This is a genomic window from Pseudomonas sp. 06C 126 (assembly GCF_001855215.1).
In the GTDB taxonomy this organism is placed as follows: Bacteria; Pseudomonadota; Gammaproteobacteria; order Pseudomonadales; family Pseudomonadaceae; genus Aquipseudomonas; species Aquipseudomonas proteolytica.
In genome coordinates this window covers 105,066-123,108 of sequence record NZ_MIFU01000066.1, presented here as the reverse complement: position 1 = coordinate 123,108, position 18,043 = coordinate 105,066, and the positions used below count along the sequence as shown (strand labels likewise).

Here is an 18,043-nt window from a genome sequence, read left to right as displayed (position 1 = left end):
GTCATTGGCGGTCACGGCGCGGGCTTCGATGGCAGCGGCGGCGCCGGCACCGTCGAGGCGGTCCATGTTGGCTTCGGTGGCGTGGCCGGCGTTGGCGCCTTTGGCGGCTACTTCGCCTTCTTCTTCTTTGTCGAATTCGTCCCAGCTCAGCATGACGTGTCGTCTCCTGCGTGAGGGCCAATGGTGCCCGTGTGAAACCGGATGGTTGGGTGTTCACACGGCCCAAGGGCCGCGGTGGATCTTTAAGGAATCGTTTGTTGCAACAGCTCGCGCAGGCATTAAACGGAATAGGGCTACGGGTACTCTGCATGATGCCTGAGGGGCGGAGCGACGGTGTCGTACTCCTGCGGGGCCTCAGGTCTGGCTCGTTACCCCCGTGTAAAGGGATATTGCAGGCCCGATTTACCCGCGCATTATAGGGAAAAATTTGGCTTTGTGTTGCGGCGGATAGCCTCAGCCAAGGGCCAAAATGAGGGTATTTCCGGCCGGGGTGCGGGTTTACAAGGGTTTGCCGGGGTAGGATTTTTTTGACGGGCGGTGAGGTATTTTCGGAGCAGGGGGCAAGGCGAGGATTTTGCGGGTGTTTCTTTGCCGCAAGGACAATTCCTTGCGGCGAACATTGCCAGGATAGGTTTCAACTAACTAATTAATTATCCGTTAGAGCAACCGTTACCCATGACTTTGTAATTAAGGATATGCCGCTGGCCTTGGTGATCTTCATATTCCATGCGCGCTGGAACAACTTCGCAGACATTCGGAATGGAACTCATGGATACCACCTTGGCAATATCCAGATCAGTGGCGTAGGTGTATTCCTCAACAACGGCGGTGCTCTGGCTGGCTACGTCAGTCGGGATCTCGTCGGCCAGGGCTGCGGTAGCGCACAGGCTGGCAAGGGCCATAACTAATAAAGCTTTCATTTCCAATTTACCTTTTTACAGTCGAAGGGGGTCACGGGGCCCTTGTGAGGCCACGTGTGTAACTTGAGTAGTGAGTTCGGATTAACGTGCCTTCGTGGGGGCTGCAACTTGGTTAATCACGGTGCCTTGTTGGCGAGGCCGATTTTAGGCGCCTGGGTTGCATTCATATACCCGTGCTTTTGATAAACACTATTGGTGGTTTTCGTAACAATCCACGACAGAGGTTTTTTGCAGTGTTGCAAAATGCGCTACAGGCGCCGAGCCAGAGCGCTGCAAGGGGATATCAGGGTAATTTGTAGGGGCTTGTTACTACCATCGTCGAATGGTTCTATAGGCCTACCCCGGCTAAAACAGGGGCATACAACAACAACTATTGTCACCGAGGTAAGAAAGATGAGTGCGGCTTCCCTGTACCCCGTTCGCCCCGAAGTAGCAGCCAACACGCTGACCGACGAGGCGACCTACAAGGCCATGTACCAGCAGTCGGTGGTCAACCCCGACGGCTTCTGGCGCGAGCAAGCCAAGCGTCTTGACTGGATCAAGCCTTTCACCACGGTCAAGCAGACCTCGTTCGACGACCACCATGTGGATATCAAATGGTTCGCTGACGGCACCCTCAACGTTTCCTACAACTGCCTGGACCGTCACCTCGCCGAGCGTGGCGACCAGGCAGCGATTATCTGGGAGGGCGACGACCCTTCCGAGAGCCGCACCATCACCTACCGCGAACTGCATGAGCAGGTCTGCAAATTCGCCAACGCCCTGCGTGGCCAGGATGTGCACCGCGGCGACGTGGTGACCATCTATATGCCAATGATCCCCGAAGCCGTGGTCGCCATGCTGGCCTGTACCCGCATCGGCGCGATCCACTCGGTGGTGTTTGGCGGTTTCTCCCCTGAAGCCCTGGCCGGTCGCATCATCGACTGCAAATCCAAAGTGGTGATCACTGCCGACGAAGGTATTCGTGCCGGCAAGAAGGTGCCGCTCAAGGCCAATGTCGACGACGCGCTGACCAACCCGGAAACCAGCAGCATCCAGAAAGTCATCGTGTGCAAGCGCACCAATGGCCAGATCAAGTGGAACCAGCATCGCGACATCTGGTACGAAGACCTGATGAAAGTGGCGGGCACCGTCTGCGCGCCAAAAGAGATGGGCGCCGAAGAAGCGCTGTTCATCCTTTATACCTCCGGTTCCACCGGCAAGCCCAAGGGCGTGCAGCACACCACCGGCGGCTACCTGTTGTACGCGGCCCTGACCCACGAGCGCGTGTTCGACTACCGTCCGGGCGAAGTCTACTGGTGCACCGCCGACGTCGGCTGGGTCACTGGCCACACCTACATTGTCTACGGCCCGCTGGCCAATGGCGCGACCACGCTGCTGTTCGAAGGCGTGCCGAACTACCCGGATATCACGCGGGTCGGGAAAATTGTCGACAAGCACAAGGTCAATATCCTCTACACCGCGCCGACCGCGATCCGCGCGATGATGGCCTCTGGCACCGCCGCCTGCGAAGGCACCGATGGCAGCAGCCTGCGCCTGTTGGGTTCGGTGGGTGAGCCGATCAACCCGGAAGCGTGGGACTGGTACTACAAGAACGTCGGTCAATCCCGTTGCCCGATTGTCGATACCTGGTGGCAGACCGAAACCGGCGCAACCCTGATGAGCCCATTGCCGGGCGCCCACGCGCTCAAGCCGGGTTCGGCGGCACGTCCGTTCTTTGGCGTGGTGCCAGCGTTGGTGGACAACCTGGGCAACATCATCGAGGGCGCTGCCGAAGGCAACCTGGTAATCCTCGATTCGTGGCCGGGCCAAGCGCGTACGCTGTATGGCGACCATGACCGTTTCGTCGACACTTACTTCAAGACCTTCCGTGGCATGTACTTCACCGGCGACGGTGCGCGTCGCGATGAAGATGGCTACTGGTGGATCACCGGCCGCGTGGATGACGTGCTCAACGTTTCCGGGCACCGCATGGGTACTGCCGAAATCGAAAGCGCCATGGTTGCCCACCCGAAAGTCACCGAGGCCGCCGTGGTCGGCGTACCGCACGACATCAAGGGCCAGGGCATCTATGTGTATGTCACCCTGAAAAACGGTGAGGAGCCGACCGAAGCGCTGCGCCTGGAGCTGAAGAACTGGGTGCGCAAGGAGATCGGCCCGATTGCATCGCCGGACGTGATCCAATGGGCACCTGGTTTGCCAAAGACCCGTTCGGGGAAAATCATGCGCCGTATCCTGCGCAAGATTGCCACGGCCGAGTATGACGGGTTGGGGGATATCTCCACCCTGGCCGATCCAAGCGTGGTGCAGCATTTGATTGATACCCACAAGACCATGAACGTCGCGTAAGCGGGTTTATGGGACCAAGCCCCATTCGGCGTAGGCCGGGTGGGGCTTTTTTGTGGGAATTTGAATATGAAATAGGGTCGATGTGGGAGCTGGCTTGCCTGCGATAGCGGTGGGTCAGTTTCAAATGGGGTGGGGAAGCTGACAGACCGTTCTCAGCACCAAGCCAATAAATATCGGTTTATCTAGTAGGACGTTTCTGAATGTTACCCCGCGGTGCAAATGTGTAACCTTGCGCCCAAACATGAGGCAAAGTGCTACATCCATGCCCCGAAAACGCCCGTTTTAGACGCCCGGTAAAATTAGATCAAACGCTACACTTGCCGGAATAGAAGGGTTTGCGAATAATAGGCCCGCAATTTGCAGCGTTAATAGGTTTAATATCTTTTGCCTCTGCATAAAAGTCAGAGGCTGTCAATGTGTTGGGGTCGCTTTCTCGGTGCTTCTGTAAATTGTTGTCGCATTGAGGAAATATCGGCTTCCGGCCTGTCGTTAGAATGCCGATCACTCGCTCGTCGTCGCCATGTTCAACTGGTGTAGGACGCAGCACCGCTATTCGGTTTCACTCAGTCGCATCGTGGGCCATGGCTCATACTGCTGTTTTTGTCCTATACCGATGGAGTCCCAAGATGAAGAAACTCGTGCTGTTGGGCGCCCTGGCGCTGTCCGTGCTGTCCATGCAGGCCTTCGCTGAAGAGAAGCCGCTGAAAATTGGTATCGAAGCAGCCTACCCTCCGTTTGCCTCGAAGGCGCCGGATGGCAGCATCGTCGGTTTTGACTACGACATCGGCAACGCCCTGTGCGAAGAGATGAAGGTCAAGTGCACCTGGGTCGAGCAAGAATTCGACGGTCTGATCCCGGCCCTCAAAGTACGCAAGATCGACGCGATCCTGTCGTCCATGTCCATCACTGACGACCGCAAGAAGTCCGTGGACTTCACCAACCGCTACTACCTGACCCCAGCCCGCTTGGTGATGAAGGACAGCGTAACCGTCAGCGACAGCCTGGTTGAGCTCAAGGACAAGAAGATCGGCGTACAGCGTGGCTCGATCCACGACCGTTTCGCCAAGGAAGTCCTGGCGCCTAAAGGTGCGACCATCGTTCCTTACAGCACCCAGAACGAAATCTACCTGGACGTGGCTGCCGGTCGCCTTGATGGCACCGTGGCCGATGCGACCCTGCTCGAAGACGGTTTCCTGAAGACCGACTCTGGCAAAGGCTACGCGTTCGTAGGTCCTGCGTTCACCGACGCCAAATACTTCGGTGACGGCATCGGTATCGCAGTACGTAAAGGCGACAAGGCCAACCTGGACCGCATCAATGCTGCCATCGCCGCGATCCGCGCCAATGGCAAGTACAAAGAAATCGAGAAAAAGTATTTCAACTTCGATATTTACGGCGCTGACGCCAAGTAAACCTTCGCAGTTGTCTGTCCAGAATGGCGCAAGCACCAGGGTCTCTGAAGTTTGCGCCATTTTTTCATCCGCCTTTTCGAGGACCTGAATCATGTTGAAAGGCTACGGGGCCGTTATCCTCGATGGCGCATGGTTGACGCTTCAGCTCGCCTTGTCGTCCATGGCCTTGGCCATTGTTCTGGGTCTGATCGGGGTTGCATTGCGCCTGTCGCCGGTACGCTGGCTGGCTTGGCTGGGTGACCTGTACTCCACGGTGATCCGCGGGATCCCCGACCTGGTGCTGATCCTGCTGATTTTCTACGGCGGCCAGGACCTGCTCAACCGCGTCGCGCCGCTACTGGGCTACGACGACTATATTGACTTGAACCCCTTGGCCGCCGGCATCGGCACCCTGGGTTTCATCTTTGGCGCCTACCTGTCGGAAACGTTCCGCGGTGCGTTCATGGCCATCCCCAAGGGGCAGGCCGAAGCGGGCATGGCCTATGGCATGAGCCCGTTCCAGGTGTTTTTCCGGGTGATGGTGCCGCAGATGATCCGGCTGGCAATCCCCGGCTTTACCAACAACTGGCTGGTATTGACCAAGGCCACTGCGTTGATTTCGGTGGTGGGCCTGCAAGACATGATGTTCAAGGCCAAGCAGGCGGCAGATGCCACCCGCGAACCTTTTACCTTCTTCCTCGCAGTGGCGGCGATGTACCTGGTGATCACCAGCGTCTCGTTGCTGGCCCTGCGTTATCTTGAGAAGCGCTACTCGGTAGGCGTAAAGGCGGCTGATCTATGATCTTCGACTACAACGTCATCTGGGAGGCCATGCCGCTGTACCTTGGCGGCCTGCTGACCACCCTCAAGCTGCTGTTGATTTCGCTGTTCTTCGGCTTGCTCGCTGCCGTCCCCCTGGGGCTGATGCGGGTGTCCAAGCAGCCGCTGGTCAACGGCGCGGCCTGGCTCTACACCTACGTGATCCGCGGTACACCGATGCTGGTGCAACTGTTTTTGATCTACTACGGCCTGGCCCAGTTCGAAGCCGTGCGCGAGAGTGTCCTCTGGCCGTGGCTGTCCAGCGCAACGTTCTGTGCGTGCCTGGCCTTTGCCATCAACACCAGCGCCTACACCGCCGAAATCATTGCCGGCAGCCTCAAGGCTACGCCCCACGGCGAGATCGAAGCAGCCAAGGCCATGGGCATGTCGCGCTACAAGCTGTACCGCCGCATCCTGCTGCCTTCGGCCCTGCGCCGGGCGCTGCCGCAGTACAGCAACGAAGTGATCATGATGCTGCAGACCACCAGCCTGGCCTCCATCGTCACCCTGATCGATATCACCGGTGCCGCACGTACGGTCAACGCCCAGTACTATCTGCCGTTCGAAGCCTATATCACCGCTGGCCTGTTCTACCTGTGCCTGACGTTCATCCTGGTGCGCCTGTTCAAATTGGCCGAGCGTCGCTGGTTGAGCTACCTGGCTCCACGGAAGCACTGATATGGAACGCATCGATCACGTACTGCCCTGGGGCCACTTGGGCTGCGAGCGCCAACTGACGGTGTTCCGTTTCGGCCACGGCGAGCGCAAGGCGTATATCCAGGCCAGCCTGCACGCCGATGAATTGCCGGGAATGCGCGCGGCCTGGGAGCTGAAAAAGCGCCTGGTCGAACTGGAGCGGCAGGGCGCCCTCAACGGGGTGATCGAGCTGGTGCCGGTGGCCAACCCGATGGGCCTCGGCCAACTGCTGCAAGGCAGCCACCAGGGGCGTTTCGAGATTGGCAGCGGCAAGAACTTCAACCGTGACTTCGTGGAGTTGAGCGAGCCGGTTGCGGCCTTGCTGGAGGGCAAGCTGGGGGATGATCCCCACGCCAACGTGCGCATGATCCGCCAGGCGATGAGCGACACGCTCAACGCGCTGCCTGAGCCGAGCAGCCAGCTGCAAGGCATGCAACGGGTATTGCTGAGCCACGCCTGCACCGCCGATGTGGTCCTCGACCTGCACTGCGACGCCGAAGCCGCGCTGCACATGTACGCGCTGCCCCAGCACTGGCCGCAATGGCGTTCGTTGTCGGCGCACTTGAATGTAAAAGTCGGCCTGTTGGCGGAAGACTCCGGTGGCAGTTCGTTTGATGAAGCCTGCTCGCTGCCCTGGCTGCGTTTGTCGCGGGCGTTTCCCGAGGCGCAGATTCCCCTGGCGTGCCTGGCGACAACCCTGGAGCTGGGTGGCCAGGCCGATACCGGACGTGACGAGGCCATCTTCCATGCCGAAGGCATCCTCGCGTTCCTCGCCGAGCAGGGCCTGATCAACGGTGAATTTGCGGCGCCGCAATACGAGCCGTGTGAAGGCGTGCCCTTCGAGGGCACCGAATTGCTGTTTGCACCCCATGCCGGAGTGATCAGTTACCTGCGTAAGGCCGGTGACTGGGTGGAAACCGGCGAACCGATTTTTGAAGTGATTGACCCTGTGGCCGACCGCGTCAGCATTGTCTGTGCCGGCACCTCGGGGGTGTTGTTTGCCGTTGAACGGCTACGTTATGCCCAAGCGGGTTTCTGGCTGGCCAAGGTGGCGGGGCGCGAAGCGCTGCGTCACGGGCGCTTGCTCAACGACTGACCAACTGTTTTTGTGAGAACCGACCGCATGTACAAACTTGAAGTCCAAGACCTGCATAAACGCTATGGCAGTCATGAAGTGCTCAAAGGGGTGTCCCTGGCCGCCGCGGCCGGCGATGTGATCAGCATCATCGGCTCCAGCGGTTCGGGCAAAAGCACCTTTTTGCGCTGCATCAACCTGCTGGAGCAGCCTCACGCCGGCAAGATCCTGCTCAATAACGAAGAACTGAAGCTGGTGGCCAACAAGGACGGCGCGATGAAAGCTGCCGACCCCAAGCAGTTGCAGCGCATGCGTTCGCGCCTGTCGATGGTGTTCCAGCATTTCAACCTGTGGTCGCACATGACCGCGCTGGAAAACGTCATGGAAGCACCGGTGCACGTATTGGGCATGTCGAAAAAAGACGCCCGTGAAAAGGCCGAGCACTACCTGGCCAAAGTTGGCGTGGCCCACCGCAAGGACGCTTTCCCCGGCCATATGTCCGGTGGCGAGCAGCAGCGCGTGGCGATTGCCCGGGCGCTGGCGATGGAGCCTGAGGTGATGCTGTTTGACGAGCCGACCTCGGCCCTCGACCCGGAGCTGGTCGGCGAAGTCCTGAAAGTCATGCAGGACCTGGCCCTGGAAGGCCGCACCATGGTGGTGGTGACCCACGAAATGGGCTTTGCCCGCGAGGTGTCGAACCAGTTGGTGTTCCTGCATAAAGGCATTGTCGAAGAGCGCGGCAACCCGCGTGAAGTGCTGGTCAACCCGCAGTCCGAGCGGTTGCAGCAGTTCCTGTCCGGTAGCTTGAAATAATCAAGGCCGCTGCACCCCCTGTAGCAGCGAGCTTGCTCGCAAAGATCGTCAACGAAAACGCGGGAAGCCTGATACCCCGTGGTGTTCTCAGGTTTTTCGCGAGCAAGCTCGCTCCTACAGGAAAGCAGGTCTTTATCGTTTTTAAGCTTTGTGTTGGTTTACGGGCTAGCATTGGCCTTTGTCTTCATTACCGTTACTCGCTTCGGATAGCACTCCATGACCGCCCATAAAATTGGTTTCCTGATTTGGCCCAGCACAAAAGCACTCACGCTTGCGCTGGCTGAGGAGGCCTTGCGCGTTGCTCAGCGTGTGCATCCGGATGTGGTGTATGAACTGTCGTTCCTGCAGGCCGAGCCGCAAACCGAAGGCGCCTGGCAACTGCCGGGCGAACCCTGGGCCGGCAAGCTCGAAGGCTTCCAGAAACTGTTCCTGTTGGCCGACGAACCGCCGACCGTGATCGCCTCGCAACTAAGCTCGGCGCTCAAGCAGCTCGTTCGTTCCGGTTGCGTGATCGGCGGCCTGTCGGCAGGCGTGTATCCGCTGGCGCAACTTGGCCTGCTCGACGGCTACCGCGCCGCCGTGCACTGGCGCTGGCAGGACGATTTCGCCGAGCGTTTTCCCAAGGTCATCGCCACCAGCCATTTGTTCGACTGGGACCGTGATCGCCTGACGGCCTGCGGTGGCATGTCGGTGCTCGACCTGCTGCTGGCGGTGCTGGCCCGTGACCACGGCGCCGAACTGGCTGGTGCGGTCTCCGAAGAACTGGTGGTGGAGCGCATCCGCGAAGGCGGCGAGCGCCAACGAATCCCCCTGCAAAACCGCCTGGGCTCCAGCCATCCGAAGCTGACCCAGGCCGTGTTGTTGATGGAAGCCAATATCGAAGAGCCGCTGACCACCGATGAAATTGCCCAGCACGTATGCGTGTCCCGACGACAACTGGAACGGATCTTCAAGCAATACCTCAATCGCGTTCCCAGCCAGTACTACCTGGAGCTGCGCCTGAACAAGGCGCGGCAGATGTTGATGCAGACCAGCAAGTCGATCATCCAGATCGGCCTGTCTTGCGGCTTCTCCTCGGGGCCGCACTTCTCCAGCGCCTACCGCAACTTCTTTGGCGCCACCCCCCGTGAAGATCGCAACCAGCGCCGTAGCAGCAGCCCGTTCGAATTGTCGTCGGTACCCTCCGAGCGCGGCTGACAAGGCGCCGCTTGTTGTGGAGAGGGGACAAGCCCCCTGGCCACAACAAGCCTTCAACACCACTGCCTCCCTCACCGCAGCAGGCTCACTCTTCCATAAGCTCTGGCGTGCTGGGCGGTGTCAGTGCGGCACGGTTTTCGTCGAACATGGCTTCTTCCACGCCCAACTCATAACCGGTCTGCCGATAGTAAGTGCGCAGTATCGTCATGCTTGCGGCGGACAAGGGGTTGCCGCTCATGTCTGAGTCGTCGTTGAGTGGCAGGTGCATTTCCAGCAGGTCTGTCGGCAGGTGCTGGATCAGGTTGTCGCTCAAATCCAGGGCCTGCAAGCGCGTCAGTTTGAATACTCCCGGCGGCGGCTCGCTCAACCCGCAATTGTGCAGGTACACCATGACCAGGCGTGTGAGGTTGCGCAGGTCCGGGCTCAGTGTGAGCGGGTTGTCGCTCAAGTCCAGGAAGGTGAGCTCGTTCAGGCGCGACAGCTGTTCGATGCTGTCTGGTGTCAGGTGGATTGAGTTTTCGTTGAGTTTCAGGTGCTGCAGGTGATTGAGATCAAACACGCGCTCGGGAATGCGCTGCAGGGCATGGCGCTCCACCGTCAGGCTTGTCAGGTTGGGGAAAGCGCGCAGGAACTCGCCTACACGTTTATGGTTACCGTCGCCCATCAGTTCCAATAGCGTGACATGTTCCAGGCGCACATTCAGCGACGGCAGATCGCCGAGCAATGGGTTGTTGAAGATCAGCTTATAGCTGCGCCGAGTCGGCTCTTGAGTTTCGTCCAGTTCCGTCTCTCGCCGCCAGCAGCGCAGGAGTAACTCCTTGAATGCCAGGCGGCGAACCTGCTCCTCGGCACGCGCGTTTTCGTTAAGCACCGGGACTTGCAGTTGATCCATGAGCGGCACGTTCAAGGCGAACTCCTGCAGCTGGGTGTCCAACTCTGCGTACTCGGCGCTCAGGCGATTGATATGGGTGTCGGCGTCCTCCAGTTCGCCCGGCAGTTCGAAGAAGATGCGCTTGCTGTCACGCTCCGAAAGCCTGGGGTAAAGGGCCTTGAGGCGCTGCAGATCGGTTGTGGGAATATCAGCGTTCCAATGCTCTCCCTTGGTTTGGCAATAGCCTTTCACACGTCGCAGGGTGGAGGGCGACAAGGGGTTGGTCGACAAGTCAAACGCGGCGCTGACGGCCGGGGGCAAGAGGAAGGCCTGGTCTGGCAGCTCGCGCAGCAGGTTTTGGCTCAAGTCCACGCGAGCGCGCACCGTGGCGGGTTGAATCAGTGAGTTGGGCAGTTGCGTCAAGCCGGTGTTGCGCAGTGACAGGCTGATCAGTTGGGGCAATCGGCTGAAGTCCGGCAGTGTCGTCAAAGGGTTGTTGTTCAGGTTCAGGTGTTTGAGTTCGGCCAGGCGCTGCAAGGCTTGCGTGCTGGTGGGCGATAAGCTCAGGGCGCAGCGGTCCAGCACCAGGTAGGAGAGTTGCGGCAAGTGGCTGATCTGCGGCAATTCACCCAGTGCGTAGTCCTCGATATGCAGCCCGGTCAGCGCGGGAAAGCTCTGCAGGAACGCATCCAGATTCAAGTGTGTCCCGCGACCTTTGAGCGCCAGCACCGACACGTGATTGAACGATGCACGCAGGGCGGGCAGTGTGCCGCTCACGGTGATGAATAGGCTGAATTCGTAGCTGGATGTAGGTTGCCCCTCGGGTGGCTCGCCCGACGTCACATCCCGGCGCCAGCCTGTCTCCAAGGCATCAATGAAGCGGTGGCGCAAGGCTTGTTCTGCCGCATCGACGCGGCTGTCGTTGGCCCAGTCGAGGGTGTCCAGGCGGATGAGGGGAAACTCGCTTTCCAGCCGGTTCATCTCGGTGCGGCCGGTAGCCAGGTCGCCCGGCAGGGCAAAAATGAAGCGGTTGATTTGATCGCCGTTGAATGAGGGGAACAACCGTTTGGCCTGCTCCACGTCGGGCTGGGGCGGGGTGGCTTCCAGATAGTGATGGGTACGCTGGAAGTAGATTTTGATGCGCTCCAGCGCCTCGTTTGAAAGCGGGTTGTCGGACAGGTCGAAGTGCCGCGTGATGTCGGTGGGCAGGTCGAACAACTGCGCAGGCAGTTCGCTGATCTGGTTGTTGGACAGCATCACGTATATCAGATGAGTGCGGCTCAACAGACCAGGAGGCAGTTGGCTGATGCCGGTGCTGGCCAAGTCCACGTATTGCAACTGCGGCATCTGTTCCAGGTTGGGCAGCAAGGTCAGGGGGTTGTTGTACAGGTCAAGGGTCAATAGGCGCGTCATGCCGTTGACGACGGCCAGGCTTTGCTCGGTCAGGCTGATGTTGCAACCGCTCAGGATCAGTTCGTTGAGGCGAGTGAGCGAGGCCAGGCAAGGCGGCAGTTCGTTCAAGGCTACATTGCGGATGCTCAAGTAGCGCAGCCTTGGAAAAAGCTGCAGGAAACCGTCGACGTCGATGCGCTGGTGCGCACCTTGCAGTTCCAGGTGCGAGATATGGTCGAAGTTTGCAGCCAGTGCGGGCAGCTCGCCGAGCAGTGGGCCGGACAGTCGCAGCATGTGGCCGTTGGTGGCCGGTGCCTCGTAGAAATTGTCGATTGCGGTTTCCTGGCGCCACGCCCGGCGCAACTGGTGGGCGAACAGGCTGCGATCACGGCGCAGGTACTCCTTGTCAGTCGCACTGAGCGGCGCCCGAGTGAGAGGGTGCAGGTCGGGCGTTTGAGATTCCCAGACCGTCAGGGCGAGGTCCAGCCGGATGTATTCGTTCCTCAGGCGCGTCAGCACTGGCTGGGCACCGCCAAAGGTGTTTTGCAGGGTGGCGATCATTTCGCGGACTTTTGCCGGCGACAGTTGCGGGCGCAGCGTCTGCAGTTGCTGCTCCAGTGAAGGGCCGCGGCTTGGCCCTGGCTGTTCGGGAAGGGCCGGCGGGTAGCCGTCCATGCCGCCGCGCAGGCGCATGACAGTCGGATCGTAGGCGGGTTTGCGCGGCGGGTCGGTATCAAGCAGCGTACGCAGGCTCGGGCGGTCCAGTGGGTGTTCGCCGATTGCCTGCTTGAGGCGCGGGCCCTGGCCGATATGGATCTGCAGGGCATCCCGGGCACTGTCAGGCAGGGCTTGCAGGATGGCGGTGTAAAAATCCGTGCTGCCGAACAGCGCGCCTTGGCCGTTTTCCGGGATGTATTGGCCGTCGGGTGTCGCCACCAGGGTTCTTTTGGTCAACGCATAGGTGGGGCCGATTGCATCGAGCAGCGTACCTTCGGCGCGGTACTCCCTGAGTTCCAGGCGTATCCACGTCGGCCAGCCGCTGAGGTTTTCCAGGGAGTGCAGGGCCAACCGGCAAGTGTCCGGGTTCTCCACGGTGTCCAGGTACAGCCCTTCATAGGCGCGGGTGGTGCGCACTTCATGCAGCGACCACTCGGCCAGTTCCGCCAGGCGCGTGGGTACAGTACCGGCGTCGATGGCCTTGAGTTCCTCGCCACTGGCGCTGGACAGCAGTTCCTCGGCCACCGGCGCGGGCAGGCCGGGACGCGAGGCACTGTCGATGATTTTCTGGACCCGGGCATTGGGCGCGCGGTCCAGGCCGCGGTAGCGTGACTCGAATAACGAGAAACGCTTGTCCTGGGCGATCCGCGCCAATTGCTTGCGCAAGGCGGTGGCGCGGGTGCGGCTGGAAGAGGGCGGCAGGCCGAACTCTTCTTCCAGCAGGTGTTTGCGCTCCGGCTCACTCAAGCCCTCGATCAGGGTCGACAATAGATCGCCGTTGTGCAGTTGTGCTTCCAGCACCTGTACGGTGCTGGCCCCCTCGTCACCGGGGAATTGCCAGAGGGTTCTGCCGCTGGCATTGACTACCCGCAGGGTCTTGCTGGAGGGCCACAGTCCGTAGCTGATGAGTAACTGCAACAGGGTCTGCGGATCGGCCTTGGCGTAGACCGCCGGATCGTCACTGTTCAGTTGCGCCAGGAAGTCCTGCAACTGCTGGTCGATGCCAAAGCGCTTGAGGGTGTCAGCCAGCAGTGGCGGGGGTGTCTGCTGGGTGGCATGCACTTTTCGCAGGGTGTTGTCGTGGGTGGCGCTGCAGTCGCGGACCTGGGCAAGTTGCTCATCGCTGAAGCTATCGGTCTGGTAACCGAGGCGGCGCATCAGGGTGGCGCGGTCCCAGCCCAATGGGTTCTCCAGCTCTGTGACCCAGGCGCCCTGGCCATTGGTCATGACCTGCGGGCGGTAGGCTCCAGGGCGCGTGGGGTGCTGGATGAAATAGCGCCCGGCGTCTTGTTCTACGTGGTAATGCTCGCCGTTGAGGGCAAGGATGGGTTTGCCGTTGTGCCGGTGCAGGCCTTGCGCGTCAGGGCGGGTATCGGCCGGCAGCGTCACCTCCTGGCGATAGGGGCTGAGGTCCGGTTGCCACAGGCGGTGTTGACCATCGGGGCGCTTGACGGGCAGCAGACTTTCGAAAAAATCCAGCATTTGTTGGGGTAAAGCCTTGCGCAGCAACTCGGTGGCGATGGGAATGCCGGTGGCAAACAGGCCCAGTTGCGCCAGTTGTTCCATCAAGCCCAAGGCATGGCCCAGGGCTTCGCGTTGCAGGCCTTGGGCCCAGTCGACAACCCCTTCGAAGGCTTCGTCGAGGACTTGATAAGCGGTGTAGGCGAGCATCAGCGCGCCCAGGGGCGGGATGAATGGCAGGGCCACAAAGGCGATAACTTGCAAAACACTTTCGGCGATCTTCTGAATGAACGCCCAGCGTCGCCAACGGGCGTTCTGGTCGACGCGCGCGGTGGCGACAGCGCGGCTCTGGCTGTCGGCTTGCAGCTTGCTCAGTTGCATCTGGAACAGATGAGCGAACAGATCACCGCTGATTTTAAGCCCGCGAAACTGCAGGTTGGGGCGCTGTGTGGGGCTCTCGCGCCAACTGGGCAGCGGATCGCCTGCGGTGTGCGGATGCCACGAGACCTGGCCGAGGCGTTGGTTGAGGTTGGCAAAAAATACCGCGGCGTCTTCGTGGCGCACAAAACGGCTGAAAAACTGTTGATAGTCGGTGGCGCGCAGCCTGGCGACCAGGCTTTGCATGAACGCCGCGCTGCTGGGGTAGTGTTTGACCGGGGTTTGCGGGTCGTCGGGAATGTAGGCGATCAAGGGCACCACCTCGCGGCTGGCCTCCAGGTCCGGAGCAAACAGCACAATGCCAGTCAGGCGGCAGTCCATTATCAGCAGTTCATGGGCCACCAGCGGCGGGCAGCCGTTGTGTGCTGCATGGCCATTGTGGAGCAGGTTGAGGACGGCATCATGGCTGGCGGCAGGCAGGTCGCCCTTCAGCAAGGCCATGTACAACGCCAGCTGCAGCGCCCCCAGGTGGCTTTGTTTGAGCCAGTATTCCAGGCTGGTGCGGGCCACGGGATTGTCCAGGTCCAGGTATTCATCCAGATAGCGCCGATAGGCCGCGCCGATATCCAGGCGGCGGCACAGTTGGGTGAATTGGGCGATGCTGATCTTCGCGTCCAGGGCCGGCAGTTGGGTGAACTGGCCCGCCGGCGTTGGCTGGGTGCTGAATCCGGAGTGCTGCTCGTAGGGCTCGTCGGTTTCGAAATTATGCAGGGCCGCGTCCAGCAACGAGACCGACCATGTGCGCGCCGCCCCCGGCTTGACGGTGAACCCGGCGAGGGTCAGCGGTACATACAGTTGCAGGTAGGTCGTGCGCACGTCGGCGTCGACGCCGAACTCATCCTTGAGCGCCGCTTGCAGGCGTGCGGCGCCAAAGGTCTCGGGGCTCTGCAGGGCGGCGAGGGCTTTGTCCACGCGGTTTTGTGCGGTCCAGGCGGCGGCATTCAGGTGCTTGAGATGCGCGTGCTGCTGCTCGGTGGCGCGCAGGTACCAGGCGGCAATGGCCGGCGTACCCTCGGCCAGCGCCGCACGCTTGGCGGCTGATGCAGTGCCCAGCCAGGAGGGGATGGCGTTGCTGAGGATGTCGAGGTGCGGGGATTGGGTTGCAAGCGGTTGCGCCATGGTGCCTGTCCTTGATGGCTCTTGAAGTTCCTTCAGCAAACCAGTGCGCAAGGCGGTGCAGGCGGTAGACAGTTAGTGCGAGCGTGTCTTGCGGATTTGCGAAGATCCCGTCATCCCCTGCCCACAAAGCCGTTGCACGGTTTAAACTGCGCCTTTGCGACGCTATTTGTCGCATTGGCGTAAACCCGCGCAAAACACGGGTTGGCGCTATAAGAAGTTGTCGCTTGGCGGCAAGGCCGCTCTGAAAACTGTCCTTACAATCCCTGCATCGCCCGCCAGTTCCAGGCAGGCGTTCCTCTTCAGGAGACTCCGATGTCCGTTGAGCAAGCCCCGGTGCAACGTGCCGATTTCGACCAGGTCATGGTGCCTAACTACGCACCTGCCGCTTTCATCCCTGTGCGTGGCGAAGGTTCGCGCGTGTGGGACCAGGCGGGTCGCGAGCTGATCGACTTTGCCGGCGGCATCGCAGTGAACGTGCTGGGCCACGCCCACCCGGCGCTGGTCGGTGCACTGACCGAACAGGCCAACAAGCTGTGGCACGTCTCCAACGTCTTCACCAATGAGCCGGCCTTGCGCCTGGCCCATAAGCTGATCGATGCGACCTTTGCCGAGCGCGTGTTCTTCTGCAACTCCGGCGCCGAAGCCAACGAGGCCGCCTTCAAGCTGGCCCGTCGCGTGGCGTTCGACCGTTTCGGCAGCGAGAAATACGAGATCATCGCCGCCCTGAACAGCTTTCACGGCCGCACCCTGTTTACCGTCAACGTCGGTGGCCAGTCGAAATACTCCGACGGTTTCGGTCCTAAAATCACCGGTATCACCCACGTTCCGTTCAACGACCTGGAAGCGCTCAAAGCCGCCGTGTCGGACAAGACCTGCGCGGTGGTCCTGGAGCCGATCCAGGGCGAGGGCGGTGTATTGCCGGCCGAACTTGCCTACCTGCAAGGCGCCCGTGACCTGTGCGATGCCAACAATGCGCTGCTGGTGTTCGACGAAGTGCAGACCGGCATGGGCCGCAGCGGCCACCTGTTTGCCTACCAGCACTACGGCGTGGTGCCCGACATCCTGACCAGCGCCAAGAGCCTGGGCGGGGGTTTCCCGATTGCCGCGATGCTGACCCGTGAAGACCTGGCCAAGCACCTGGTGGTCGGTACCCACGGCACCACCTACGGCGGCAACCCGCTGGCGTGTGCGGTAGCCGAAGCGGTGATCGACGTGATCAACACTCCTGAAGTGCTGGCAGGTGTCAACGCCAAGCATGACCTGTTCAAGGCCCGCCTGGAGCAGATCGGCAAGCAGTACGGGATCTTCACCCAAGTCCGTGGCATGGGCCTGCTGCTCGGTTGTGTATTGAGCGACGCGTTCAAAGGCAAGGCCAAGGATGTGTTCAACGCTGCCGAGAAAGAAAACCTGATGATCCTGCAAGCCGGCCCGGACGTGGTGCGTTTTGCCCCGAGCCTGGTGGTGGAAGACGCGGATATCACCGAAGGCCTGGATCGTTTTGAACGTGCTGTAAAAACGCTGACGCAAGCCTGATAGAGACACATTTGTCTAACGAACCGGATCAAATGTGGGAGCGGGCTTGCCCGCGATAGCGATCTGTCAGTCGACGTTGTTGTGACTGGCCCACCGCAATCGCGGGCAAGCCCGCTCCCACATTGGGACCTGGGTGATTCCAGGTTCAGTGTCCGGCATTTTTTTATGAAGTTTTCGAGTTAAGGAGTGACACCATGCTGGTGATGCGCCCCGCGCAAATGGCTGATCTGGGCGAGGTACAGCGTCTGGCTGCGGACAGCCCGATTGGTGTCACTTCCCTGCCGGATGACGTTGAACGCCTGAGCGACAAGATCGCCGCCAGCGAAGCGTCCTTCGCCGCCGAAGTGAGTTTCAATGGTGAGGAAAGCTATTTCTTTGTCCTTGAAGACACCGTCGCCGGCAAGCTGGTGGGCTGTTCGGCCATCGTCGCTTCGGCCGGGTATTCCGAGCCGTTCTACAGCTTTCGCAACGAGACCTTCGTCCACGCGTCCCGCGAACTGAAGATCCACAACAAGATCCACGTCCTGTCCCAATGCCACGACCTGACCGGCAACAGCTTGCTGACCAGTTTCTACGTGGTGCCGGAACTGGTGGGGTCGGCCTGGTCGGAACTCAATTCCCGTGGCCGCCTGCTGTTTGTCGCCAGCCACCCCGAGCGCTTCGCGGACTCGGTGGTGACCGAGATTGTCGGCTATAGCGACGAGAACGGTGATTCGCCGTTCTGGGATGCCATCGGCCGCAACTTCTTCGACCTCAACTACGCCGCCGCCGAGCGCCTGTGTGGGTTGAAGAGCCGCACGTTCCTCGCCGAACTGATGCCCCATTACCCGATCTACGTGCCGCTGTTGCCCGACGAAGCCCAGGAAGCCATGGGCCAGGTGCACCCGCGTGCGCAGATCACCTTCGACATCCTGATGCGCGAAGGTTTTGAAACCGACCATTACATCGACATCTTCGACGGTGGCCCGACCCTGCATGCACGGGTTTCTGGCATCCGTTCGATTGCCCAGAGCCGCGTGGTGCCGGTGAAGGTCGGCGAAATGGTCAAGGGCGTCGGCCGCCAGTACCTGGTGAGCAACGCGCAGTTGCAGGATTACCGTGCGGTGATGCTGGAACTGGACTACGCGCCAGGCAAGCCAGTGACCCTGGACCTGGAAGCAGCCGAAGCCCTGGGCGTCGGCGAAGGCGCCAGTGTGCGTCTGGTAGCGGTTTAAAGCAGAGTTTAACGGGTGGCCTGTAACAGGCGGCCCGT

11 protein-coding genes and 1 pseudogene are annotated in these 18,043 nt (G+C 60.5%); 9 read left to right on the top strand and 3 right to left on the bottom strand.

The annotated features are described in order from the left end of the window. Both BHC62_RS28045 and BHC62_RS07915 read right to left on the bottom strand, forming a co-directional pair. Positions 1–153: pseudogene (locus tag BHC62_RS28045) on the bottom strand (ribonucleotide-diphosphate reductase subunit beta); the annotation flags it as partial. A 497-nt stretch (positions 154–650) separates the two neighbouring features. Further along, positions 651–920 (bottom strand): DUF2790 domain-containing protein, encoded by a 270-nt coding sequence (locus BHC62_RS07915; protein ID WP_029294428.1) that lies wholly within the window; start codon positions 918–920, stop codon positions 651–653. A 393-nt stretch (positions 921–1,313) separates the two neighbouring features. Between BHC62_RS07915 and acs the strand changes: the two genes are divergently transcribed. The 7 genes from acs (at position 1,314) to BHC62_RS07880 (ending at position 9,260) form a co-directional block, all read left to right on the top strand. After that, positions 1,314–3,269: an acetate--CoA ligase gene (acs, locus tag BHC62_RS07910; RefSeq protein ID WP_029294430.1), complete on the top strand. Its 1,956-nt coding sequence runs from the start codon at positions 1,314–1,316 to the stop codon at positions 3,267–3,269. A gap of 626 nt (positions 3,270–3,895) precedes the next feature. Further along, positions 3,896–4,681 (top strand): ABC transporter substrate-binding protein, encoded by a 786-nt coding sequence (locus tag BHC62_RS07905; protein ID WP_070994684.1) that lies wholly within the window; start codon positions 3,896–3,898, stop codon positions 4,679–4,681. A 91-nt stretch (positions 4,682–4,772) separates the two neighbouring features. Continuing rightward, positions 4,773–5,462, top strand: a complete 690-nt coding sequence (locus BHC62_RS07900) for an ABC transporter permease (RefSeq protein ID WP_029294434.1) — start codon at positions 4,773–4,775, stop codon at positions 5,460–5,462. Next, positions 5,459–6,157 (top strand): ABC transporter permease, encoded by a 699-nt coding sequence (locus BHC62_RS07895; RefSeq protein WP_070994683.1) that lies wholly within the window; start codon positions 5,459–5,461, stop codon positions 6,155–6,157. Before BHC62_RS07900 ends, BHC62_RS07895 begins: the two co-directional genes overlap by 4 nt. Position 6,158: 1 nt before the next feature. After that, entirely contained in the window at positions 6,159–7,271 is a 1,113-nt protein-coding gene (locus BHC62_RS07890; protein WP_070994682.1) for a succinylglutamate desuccinylase/aspartoacylase family protein, read from the top strand. A 27-nt stretch (positions 7,272–7,298) separates the two neighbouring features. Further along, on the top strand, positions 7,299–8,063 hold the full coding sequence (locus BHC62_RS07885) for an ABC transporter ATP-binding protein (RefSeq protein ID WP_029294441.1): 765 nt from the start codon (positions 7,299–7,301) through the stop codon (positions 8,061–8,063). Between the two features lie 216 nt (positions 8,064–8,279). Further along, positions 8,280–9,260 (top strand): GlxA family transcriptional regulator, encoded by a 981-nt coding sequence (locus BHC62_RS07880; protein WP_070994681.1) that lies wholly within the window; start codon positions 8,280–8,282, stop codon positions 9,258–9,260. An 85-nt stretch (positions 9,261–9,345) separates the two neighbouring features. Here BHC62_RS07880 and BHC62_RS07875 read toward each other — a convergent pair whose 3' ends face one another. Further along, on the bottom strand, positions 9,346–15,258 hold the full coding sequence (locus BHC62_RS07875) for a dermonecrotic toxin domain-containing protein (protein ID WP_070994680.1): 5,913 nt from the start codon (positions 15,256–15,258) through the stop codon (positions 9,346–9,348). Between the two features lie 312 nt (positions 15,259–15,570). On the opposite strand from BHC62_RS07875, the gene BHC62_RS07870 reads away from it, so the two are divergent. Together BHC62_RS07870 and aruF are read left to right on the top strand one after the other, a co-directional pair. Next, complete coding sequence (locus BHC62_RS07870; RefSeq protein ID WP_029294446.1) at positions 15,571–16,791, top strand: aspartate aminotransferase family protein; 1,221 nt, start codon at positions 15,571–15,573, stop codon at positions 16,789–16,791. 194 nt (positions 16,792–16,985) lie between these two features. After that, on the top strand, positions 16,986–18,005 hold the full coding sequence (gene aruF, locus BHC62_RS07865) for an arginine/ornithine succinyltransferase subunit alpha (protein ID WP_029294448.1): 1,020 nt from the start codon (positions 16,986–16,988) through the stop codon (positions 18,003–18,005). Positions 18,006–18,043 lie beyond the last annotated feature (38 nt).